The organism is Streptomyces violaceusniger Tu 4113 (assembly GCF_000147815.2).
Lineage (GTDB): Bacteria > Actinomycetota > Actinomycetes > Streptomycetales > Streptomycetaceae > Streptomyces > Streptomyces violaceusniger_A.
The window spans coordinates 6,686,571-6,695,824 of record NC_015957.1; the positions used below are offsets into that span (position 1 = coordinate 6,686,571).

Annotated in this window: 8 protein-coding genes; 2 read left to right on the forward strand and 6 right to left on the reverse strand. The window is 70.0% G+C overall.

Annotation, left to right across the window (positions count from 1 at the left end):
* Positions 1-71: 71 nt before the first annotated feature.
* The 4 genes from STRVI_RS27240 to STRVI_RS27255 form a co-directional block, all read right to left on the reverse strand.
* Complete coding sequence (locus tag STRVI_RS27240; protein ID WP_014058853.1) at positions 72-1,232, reverse strand: NAD-dependent formate dehydrogenase; 1,161 nt, start codon at positions 1,230-1,232, stop codon at positions 72-74.
* 101 nt (positions 1,233-1,333) lie between these two features.
* Complete coding sequence (locus STRVI_RS27245; RefSeq protein WP_014058854.1) at positions 1,334-2,269, reverse strand: LysR family transcriptional regulator; 936 nt, start codon at positions 2,267-2,269, stop codon at positions 1,334-1,336.
* A 209-nt stretch (positions 2,270-2,478) separates the two neighbouring features.
* The gene (locus STRVI_RS27250; protein ID WP_014058855.1) at positions 2,479-3,366 is read right to left on the reverse strand and encodes a serine hydrolase; all 888 of its coding nucleotides are present in this window, start codon (positions 3,364-3,366) and stop codon (positions 2,479-2,481) included.
* A gap of 261 nt (positions 3,367-3,627) precedes the next feature.
* Positions 3,628-4,413 (reverse strand): alpha/beta fold hydrolase, encoded by a 786-nt coding sequence (locus STRVI_RS27255; RefSeq protein WP_208949172.1) that lies wholly within the window; start codon positions 4,411-4,413, stop codon positions 3,628-3,630.
* Positions 4,414-4,572: 159 nt separating this feature from the next.
* On the opposite strand from STRVI_RS27255, the gene STRVI_RS27260 reads away from it, so the two are divergent.
* Positions 4,573-5,457 carry a helix-turn-helix domain-containing protein gene (locus tag STRVI_RS27260; protein ID WP_050993762.1) on the forward strand — a complete coding sequence of 295 codons (885 nt, stop codon included), beginning with the start codon at positions 4,573-4,575 and terminating at the stop codon, positions 5,455-5,457.
* Positions 5,458-5,506: 49 nt separating this feature from the next.
* On the opposite strand, the gene STRVI_RS27265 is transcribed toward STRVI_RS27260, so the two are convergent.
* On the reverse strand, positions 5,507-6,148 hold the full coding sequence (locus STRVI_RS27265) for a TetR/AcrR family transcriptional regulator (RefSeq protein ID WP_014058858.1): 642 nt from the start codon (positions 6,146-6,148) through the stop codon (positions 5,507-5,509).
* Positions 6,149-6,240: 92 nt separating this feature from the next.
* On the opposite strand from STRVI_RS27265, the gene STRVI_RS27270 reads away from it, so the two are divergent.
* Positions 6,241-7,749: an FAD-dependent monooxygenase gene (locus STRVI_RS27270; RefSeq protein WP_014058859.1), complete on the forward strand. Its 1,509-nt coding sequence runs from the start codon at positions 6,241-6,243 to the stop codon at positions 7,747-7,749.
* Positions 7,750-7,978: 229 nt separating this feature from the next.
* Here STRVI_RS27270 and STRVI_RS27280 read toward each other — a convergent pair whose 3' ends face one another.
* Positions 7,979-8,977, reverse strand: coding sequence for a PhnD/SsuA/transferrin family substrate-binding protein (locus STRVI_RS27280; RefSeq protein WP_014058860.1), 999 nt, complete (start codon positions 8,975-8,977; stop codon positions 7,979-7,981).
* Positions 8,978-9,254 lie beyond the last annotated feature (277 nt).

Consider the following 9,254-nt stretch of genomic DNA (forward strand, 5'->3'; position numbering starts at 1 on the left):
CCAGGGGACATCCAAGCAGATGGCGGAACGTCCGCTCCAGCCTCAGGCACCTGCGGACAGTGGCCCCTCCTTTACTTGGTCACGGAGTAGGAGTGCGCGCCGGTTCCGGCGAGTGCTCCCCCGTCGACGATCAGGTATTCGTCGCGGATGGGCCGTCCCGCGAGCCAGGACTCCAGGATCTCGCGGGTGCCGGCCGCGTAACGGGCCTGCGCGGACAGGGTGGAGCCGGAGATGTGCGGGGTCATGCCATGGTGCGGCATGGTGCGCCAGGGGTGGTCGGCGGGGGCCGGCTGCGGGTACCAGACGTCGCCCGCGTAGCCCGCCAGTTGGCCGCTGCGCAGGGCACGGTCGACGGCGTCCCGGTCCACGATGCGGGCCCGGGCCGTGTTGATCAGGTAGGCGCCGCGCTTCATCGTGGCGAGCAGTTCGTCCCCGAACAGGCCCTCCGTCTCGGGGTGCAGCGGCGCGTTGATGGTGACGACGTCGCAGTGCGGTGCCATGTCGGCCGCGCTCTTGTGAAAGGTCAGGCCCAGCTCCTCCTCGATCTCCCGGGGCAGCCGCCGCCGGTCGGTGTAGTGCAACCTGACGTCGAAGGGGGCGAGGCGGCGCAGTACGGCCAGCCCGATGCGGCCGGCGGCGACCGTGCCGACGTGCATGCCTTCCAGGTCGTACGAACGGGCCACGCAGTCCGCGATGTTCCACCCGCCGTCCAGGACCACCTGGTGGGAGGGCAGGTAGTTCCGCACCAGGGACAGGGTCATCATCACCACGTGCTCGGCGACGCTGATGCTGTTGGAGTACGTCACCTCGGCGACCGTCACCCCGTGCGCGATCGCCGCGTCGAGGTCGACGTGGTCGGAGCCGATTCCCGCGGTGATCGCGAGCTTCAGGTTCTCGGCGACGGCGATGCGCTCGGGCGTCAGGTACGCCGGCCAGAACGGCTGCGAGATGACGACGTCCGCATCGGGCAGCTCGCGGTCGAACACAGAGCCGTCGCCGTCCTTGTCGGAGGTGACGACGAGGGTGTGCCCGGCCTTCTCCAGGAAGCCGCGCAGGCCGAGTTCGCCGGAGACGCTGCCGAGCAACCGGCCCGGTGCGAAGTCGACGGCTTCGGGGGTCGGGGTGGTCTGGCCCCCGGGGTAGTGGTCGATCGTCGGAAGGTCGTCGCGAGCGTACGTGGTGGGGTTTCCGTCGGTGGGGTCGTCGTACAGGACGCAGAGCACCTTGGCCATGTCGCGGCTCCTCAACTGCGGTGTGGGCAGGTGCGGTTCACGATCCTCGTGGCCGAACGCCCTGGTCAAAGCGAATCTCGCTATGCTCGTATAGTCGGCGGCTATCGCTCGTGTCCGTTGAGGTAGGTGTGCAGGCGCTCGTCCAGCGCCTGCCGTACGTCGGCCTCCCGGGCCACCGTCAGCAGCGCCCCGGCGAGGACGGAGGGCGGGTCGTCGGGGCCGGTGACCAGCCCGACTCGCGGCCCGTGTACGGGCCCCTCCAGGGGCACCACCCGCATGCCCTCCGGTACGCCGAACAGGTGCAGCCACGCATGCGAGATCACGCTGGACCAGCGGCCGCCGGGCAGGTGGGCGTACAGCCCGGCGACGCTGTCCGACTCGATGGCGGGCGTGACGGTGGCGCCGTCGGCGGCGAAGCACTCGTCCATGATGCGGCGGTTGCGCATCCGCGGGCCGAGCAGGCACAGGGGAAGGTCGGCCGCCTGCGCCCAGCGGGCCGTGGCCGCGGTGGCGAGCAAGCCGTCGACGGGTGTGAGGAGGACGTACCGCTCCTCGTACAGCGGGAGCCGGCGCAGGCCGCCCAGGGAGTCGTCGTCGAGGTAGGTCATCGCCGCGTCCAGTTCGAACTCGGCCAGCCCATGCGTGATGTCGACCGAGGACAGTGACTCGATGCTCGCCCGGGCCCTCGGGTGGCTCTCGCAGAAGGGGCTGGTGAGGAGGGAGGCGGCGGGCATCGCGGTAGGGATCACTCCCAGGCGGAGCGTCCCGGTCAGGCCGTCGCCCAGCGCAGAGAGTTCCTGCCGCAGCCCGTCCCGTTCGGCGAGGATGCGGTGTGCCCACGCCAGCACCACCTCGCCCTCCGGGGTGAGCCCCTCGTACCGTCGTCCCCTGCGCACGATCGGTACACCCAGTTCGTGTTCAAGGCGGCGGATGGCGGCGGACAGCGACGGCTGGGAGACATAGCAGGCGGCCGCCGCGCGGACGAAGTGGCGCTCGCGGGCGAGGGCGACCAGGTACTCCAGTTGGCGCAGCTGCATGCGTGACCTCCACAACGCGTCCCTGGGTGCGGGTGTGCCGACGTACAGCATCGGACAGGCCCGCGGGTGTGCGCGAGGTGGTCGACGAGTGGGGAGTTCGGAGTCCCTCACCAGCACGCGGCCGGGACCCGTAAAAAGGGGCCCCGGCCGGTGAATCGGACGACCTTCGAGGCGGGTCCGGCTAGTGACGATGACCCGAACGAAGCTGCTTACGACCGAGCGCTGGACGCGGGCGCGTTGAGGTTCTCGTGGACCGCGCGGGCAATGCCCTCGATGTTGGCGATGCCATCGTCCATCGTGGCGTTGTCCTGCGAGAGCACCGTGATCGTGTAGTCGTGGTCGCCGCCGGTGAAGGCGCCGAGGCTGTGCACCCGCCAGCCGTTCGTGGCCCGCTCCAGCCAGCCGTTCTTCACATGCACCTGGGCGTCGCTCGGCGCGCCGGCCGGGGTGCCCCAGCGCTGCGAGGGGATGACCTCGCCCGTCAGCTTCAGGATGTAGGCACGGGAGTCATCGCTGAGCACCGGGTTGGTGTGGGTCACCAGTTGGAGGAGCTTTTCCTCGTCGTTCGCGGTGATCTGGGTGAGCCCCCAGTGACCCTCGCTGTCGAGGGTGGTGTTGGCCATTCCCGCGGCCTGCAGGAACCCGTTGATCTTGTCGGCCCCGAGCTGCTTCCACAGCGCGGTGGTGGCGTCGTTGTCGGACTCCGTGATCATGGCGGTGGCGTGATCCTTCTCCTCCTGCGTCAGGGCGCGATCGTCCTTCTGCGCGTCCCACAGCAGGGTGCTGAGCACGGTCACCTTGACCGTGCTCGCGGAGTCGAAGTGCCGGTCCGCATCCAGAGTGCAGGTGGTGTTCGTGGTGCGGTCGTGGAGGCTGATCGCCGTGGTGGCGGCGGAGCCGTCCAGTGCCGAGTTGATGTCCTCGGAGAGCTTGTCGGCGAGTTCCGGCCGGTCCGAGGTGCAGATCGCCGCCTGCGGGGTGGCCGCGTGAGCCGACCCCACCGAGGCGATCGTCGGCACGAGCACCCCGGCGGCCAGCGCCGCTTTTGTCGCCAGGGTGCTACGGGAAGGCTGGGTTATTCGTCGGTGTCGACCCATGGTGGGCTTGTCCATTCGTTCGTGGGGCAGTTGGACACGCGGTGCCTGCGCTCCGTTGCGAAGACATCCGGGTGCTCCGACCCTGGATGACGAGCCGGAGGCAGGTGAGGTTCACGAACGCGTCCGAGTCTCACAAGATCGCTCCACAATAGGCACCGCGCCCGGGCGGGCCGGGCGCGGTGCGGCGGACGGGCTGGGCGGCGAAGAACATCACCGAAGAACATCGAGCGGCCCGGCTTCCACGGCCCACTCGGGCCCCGGTCAGCGCTGAATGGCCGTGAGGAAGTCGCCGAGGGCTCGCGCGACGGCGCCGGGGGCTTCCGCGGGGAGCAGGTGGCCGGCGTCCGGGACGGTCGTCAGGGTCGCGTGCGGGATGTGAGGCAGGAGGTGTTCGCGCAGGATGTGCGGCGGCTCGACCACGTCGTTCTCCGCGGCCAGCACCGTCACCCGGACCTCGATACGCCGTGCGGCATCGGTGATGTCCCGCGCGATGCCGTGCAGGGGCCACTCCTGCCGGGCCTCGGTACCGGAGGCGAGGCTGTCGCGCTCCGCGGTGGCCCGCACCGTCTCGGGCAGCGGTGTGGCGGTCAGGACATGGTCGAGTGCGTGCGCCACCGTCTCGGCCGAGTCGTAGGCGTGTGACAGGCCCTGCCGGTACTCCTCGGTCAGCATGGCCGGCGGCTGGGGCGGCGCGGGCGCGACGAGCACCAGACCGGCCAGGCCGGCCGGTCGGCGGGCCGCGACGAGCTGGCTCGCCTTGCCGCCCATCGAGTGGCCGACGAGGACGAACGGCCCCGACACGCGCGCCTCGATCACACGGACGAGATCTTCGGCGAGCTGGTCGAGGTGATAAGGGCCGGGCAGCGCCCGCGAGGTGCCCCAGCCGCGCTGGTCGAAGCGGACCGTAGCCTGCCCGGGCGGCAGGTGGCCGATCACACCGTTCCAGGTGTCGGCGGAGCCGCCCCAGTAGTGGGCGAACACCAGCGCCGGACCGGCATCGCCCCCGACTCGCACATCGAGCGACCCGCCCGCCACGGGAACTCTCATTGTCATTTCCATCATCTTCGCGCCTTTCCTGTCGGCCACGGAAGGCGACTCCGTCGTCCTGCCGCAGCTCTGAACCAGTAACCTGACCTGCCGATCAGGCTCGGAGTCGACCGTAGGCGAGGAGGTGTCCACTCCTTGGCGGAAAGGAACACGTTCATTGTGGAAAACGGACACAGTGCGGTGCGGCAACTGCGCTACCTGCCTGCCGTGGGATCGGCGTACGGGGTGGAGGTCCTCGATTTCGCGGCGCTGCGTTCGATGGACACCCAGCGCCGTCGTACCCAGCCGCAACGCCCCGACTTCCATGTGTTCGCTCTGGTCGGCTCCGGAACCGGCAGCCATGAAGCGGACTTCCACAACTACCGGCTGGGGGAAGGCAGCGCCGTGTGGATCCGGCCGGGCATGGTGCACCGCTGGAGCGATATCGACGCCTGTGACGGCCCGCTGATCCTCTTCCGGCCCGGTTTCCTTTCCGGCTTCACAGCGTCGGAGGCCACGGCGCCGGCGTGCTGGCACCTGGACCAGCAGCGTCTGTCCCTCGCCCTGCTCGCGGCCGAACATCTCGGCCACGAGCACAGCACGGCAGTGCACACACCACGCCTGGCATCCCCCGCCCTGCTGTCCCACCTGCTGGCGGCGCTGATCCTGCGCGCGCTCCCCGACACACCGCCCTCAGCCGGCGCGGCAAGCCCCGGCAGCCGACCTGCCGAAGTGTTCCGTGCCTATCGGGCCGCTGTCGAAGAGCGCTTCACCGACTGGCACCATGTGGCCGACTACGCGCGGGCATTGGGCTACGACGTACGCACCCTCACCCGGACAACGCGTGCCGCCACTGGCACGGGCGCCAAGACCTTCCTCGACCAGCGCATCCTGCTGGAGGCGAAACGGCTCCTCGCCCACACCGACCTGCCGGTGAGCGGCTGCGCCCGACGCCTCGGCTTCCGGGACGTCGGCAACTTCACCACGTTCTTCCGGCGCCAGACCGGCGTGCCCCCCGCCGCGTGGCGCGCCGCATACAGCACCGTCGGCACACGCGGCGTCTGACTCGCCCTCAGCGCCCGGGGCCTGGAGAGTCACTGCTGCGGGGGCAGGTTCACTGTTGCGGGGGCAGGTGCCGCAGTCCGTTCTCCAGCAGGGCGAAGGCGTGTTCCGTGTCGGCCACCGCACCCGCGTAGCGCTCGTCGGCCGGCTCCCCGTACGCCAGGCGCTCGGCGTTGTCCTGCGCCAACGCCCAGTGGACCGCGACGATTTGGACGGCGGCGAGCCGCGCGGTGACTTCCGGAGTGTCCGCCGTTTCCCGCAGTGCCTCGGTCAGTGCGTGCTCGGCGCCGGTCTTGAACCGTGCCATCCGGGCTACCAGCGAGGGCGCGTCGAGGATCATGCGGTGGAGCCTGCGCGCCGCGGGATGGTCGTTGAGCCCGGTGATCGGATCCCGGTCGCGCAGCCCCTTGAGGAAGTGCTCGCGCAGTGCGGTCAGCGGGGCGGTGCCGGGCGGGCGGGCCCGTACGACGCGTGCGGATTCGGTCTCGTGGTCGGCCAGGCGGTGCACCACGAGGTCTTCCTTCGTCGGGAAGTAGGCGAAGAGGGTCCGCTTGGACACCTCGGCCGCCTCGGCCACCTGGGCCACCGAGACCTGGTTGAAGCCGTGTTCGAGAAACAGCGTGATCGCCGCGTCGGAGATCGCCGCGTGGGTCCGCTGCTTCTTTCGCTCCCGTAGCCCTGGCTTGCCGTCCACGAGGTCCACCCTAACAGAAAACTGCCCCTGGTGAATTTCTGCACTTGGTATATATTTACTCCGAGTGAGCTGAGCGGGAGCGGTGAGATGAGATGGAGTTGACGGTGTTGACGGAGAACACGACCGAGGTCGTTGTCGCGGGCGCGGGCCCGACCGGACTGATGCTGGCCTACGAACTGGCGCTGGCCGGGGTCGAGACCCTGGTGCTGGAGAAGCTGCCCCAGCGGATCGAGCAGGTGAAGGGCGGCTCGATTCAGCCCCGCACCGCCGAGCTGCTGGAGTCCCGCGGCCTGCTGGAGCCGCTGCTGCGGCGGGCCATTGCGCGCGATCCGGTGGGCGGCAGTTTCGGGGCCCTGCCCGTGCCCTTGGACTGCGCCCCGTGGCGGACCGAGCACCCCTTCCCGATCGGGGTCCCTCAGTGGGAGATCGAGGAGGTGCTCGAAGAGCGGGCGACCGCCGCCGGCGCGCGGGTGCTGCGCGGCACCGCCGTCTCAGGGGTCGCACAGGACGACGCCGGTGTGGTCGTCACGGCGGACGGCCTGCGGGCGCGGGCTCACTACCTGGTGGCGTGCGACGGCGGCCACAGTACGGTGCGCAAACTGCTCGGGCTGCCGTTTCCCGGCAGGGCCGGAACGCATCCGGCGGTGCTGGCCGATATCCGTCTGTCCGCCGTTTCCTCGCTGGTGCCGCGGCAGATGGGACTGATGAGCACCCTGACCCGCCATGCGCGCGGCTACTGGTCCATGCTGGTCCCGCTCGGCGGCGACCGGTACCGGTTCACCTTCGGGCACATGGACCAGGCGGACACCGCCCGCGACACCTCCGTCACCCACGAGGAGATCGCGACCGCGCTGGAGGCCGTGTACGGCCCTGAGACCACCCTCGGCGCCGTGGACAACTCCTCGCGGTTCTCCGACGCCACGCGACAACTGGAGCACTATCGCACGGGCCGTGTCCTGTTCGCCGGGGACGCCGCGCATATCCACCCCCCACTGGGCGCCCAGGGCCTCAACCTCGGCGTACAGGACGCGCTGAACCTCGGGTGGAAACTGGCCGCGGTCCTCCAGGACCGGGCGCCGAGCGGCTTGCTGGACAGTTACCACGCCGAACGGCATCCGGTCGCGGCACAGGTCCTGCATCACACGTCGGCGCAGCGCGTCCTGGCGATTCCGAACCCGAGCGAGGACGTGGCCGCCCTGCGCGACATCTTCACCGACCTGCTGCGCCTGCCCGACACCAACCGCCATCTCGCGGGGCTGATGTCCGGCCTCTCGCTGCGCTACGACCTGCCCGGGGATCACCCGCTCACCGGACAGCGCATGCCGGACGCCGACCTGGTGACCGAAACGGGCACCACCCGGCTGTCGACGCTGTTCGGCTCCGGGCACGCCGTCCTGCTCGACCTGGCCGGAGCCGTCCCGGCCGACCTCCCGCTCCCGCCACGAGTCGACCTCGTCCGCGCCACATGCGCCGACGATATGGGCGCCGCCGCCCTGCTCATCCGTCCCGACGGCTATGTCTGCTGGGCTACGGACACCTCCGCCGCCTGCGGCGACACCCTGCCGGCCGCGCTCACCGGCGACCTCGCGAGTGTGCGCTGAGCCGGGTGACAAGGAGGACGTCTACGCGAAGGCCCTCAGAGTGTCCTCGCCGTCGGTCCACCAGACGCCGAGCCGTTGGCGGACCAGGAGCCAGCCGTCCGGGCCCCGGCGGAAATCCCCGTCGTAGGGGCCGCCCATGGAGTAGGGAGAGTAGGTGCTCCCGGGTGCGCACCGGGGGACTCATGGAGGGCAGTTGGGCAACGGCCAGGGGTGAGCCGACCCCGGCCGGTCATGTCTCCAGCAGGTCGGGGGTGAAGATCTCTTCAATCGTCCAGCGGTGTGCGGTCAGGCCCTGTTCGTGGTGGTAGCGCAGCAGTGTGTCGAGGGCCACGCGGTTGGCGGCCACGCCGTAGGGCCACCAGTCCTCGGTCATCAGCTCCGCGTTCTCCTCGTACAGCGCGTTCAGCCAGGGCACCATGAACGTCGCCTCGTACAGTCGCCGTCCCTGCCGGTACCGCCGGGCTCCTGCCTCCTTCGCCGCCAGGAAGCCCTCGTAGACGGCGCGGGCCACCCCGGGATGCCGCGTGAGCAGGTCCCGCCTGACGACGACGGTGTGCATCATCGGGAAGATCCCGGTGCGCCGGTAGTAGTCCCGCTCGCGGGTTTCGAAGTCCGGGAACAGCCGTGTGATGTGGGGCGATCCATCGAGTACGGTCTGCGGCACATTCGCGGTGAACAGGACGTCGAGCTCCCCCGAGTCGAGCATCGGGCCCAGCGCCCTGCCCTCCGGTGCCGCGCTGATGTCGATGCCGTCCGGCCACACCTGCGGGACGAAGTCGAACGGTGGCGCAGGTGTGTCGAGACCGCCGATGACCCAGCGGTTCTCCTCGGGGCGGAAGCCGTATTCGTCCATCAGGATGCCCTTGGCCCACACCCCCGAGTCCTGACCGTAGACACCGAACTCGCCGATTGTCCTGCCCACCAGATCGGCCGGGCCGCTGATGCCACTGTCCCGGTTCACGAAGACGCACGAATGCCTGAACACCCGGTTGGGGAACACCGGGAGAGCGATGACGTCGGCCTCGCGCTCCAGCGCGCGCAGATAGAAGGTCATGCCGAACTCCGCGATATCCACCTCGCCGTCGAGGAGGAGCCGGAACACCTCCGGCAGCGTCGCCCCCGTCGCCATCTCCACATTCGAGACCCCGGGAATCTCGGCGGTCCCGTCGAACAGCGCCTGGGTCGTGTCGTACCGGAACGTGCCGATACGCAAGTCCAGATCCGGCATGCGTGCTTCCCTCGGTCGCGGCCGGTCTCGCCGCACCGGCCATGTACAGCGCCGGTTCCCGTGCCGGTGCGAGCGGGTCGCCCTACACCGAGATCGTGCGCCCGATCCACCGTAAGTCCGCCGGACGGGACGGCACGGCCGCCGCACGCCATCGGGCGGCCGGAGCGGCCGAAGACCCCTCATTCCCGCCTGTCAGCCGCTGCCGCCGCCGTGGTCAGGGGGAATGAGGGGGATGTTTAGGGGACGGCCCGCTCGCCGCCGGAACAAGAATCACAAC

What these genes read in the sequence shown, in the direction of transcription:
- STRVI_RS27240 (WP_014058853.1), bottom strand. Translation starts at nt 1,232, where the DNA reads ATGGCCAAGGTGCTCTGCGTCCTGTACGACGACCCCACCGACGGAAAC.
- STRVI_RS27245 (WP_014058854.1), bottom strand. Translation starts at nt 2,269, where the DNA reads ATGCAGCTGCGCCAACTGGAGTACCTGGTCGCCCTCGCCCGCGAGCGC.
- STRVI_RS27250 (WP_014058855.1), bottom strand. Translation starts at nt 3,366, where the DNA reads ATGGGTCGACACCGACGAATAACCCAGCCTTCCCGTAGCACCCTGGCG.
- STRVI_RS27255 (WP_208949172.1), bottom strand. Translation starts at nt 4,413, where the DNA reads ATGAGAGTTCCCGTGGCGGGCGGGTCGCTCGATGTGCGAGTCGGGGGC.
- STRVI_RS27270 (WP_014058859.1), top strand. Translation starts at nt 6,241, where the DNA reads ATGGAGTTGACGGTGTTGACGGAGAACACGACCGAGGTCGTTGTCGCG.
- STRVI_RS27280 (WP_014058860.1), bottom strand. Translation starts at nt 8,977, where the DNA reads ATGCCGGATCTGGACTTGCGTATCGGCACGTTCCGGTACGACACGACC.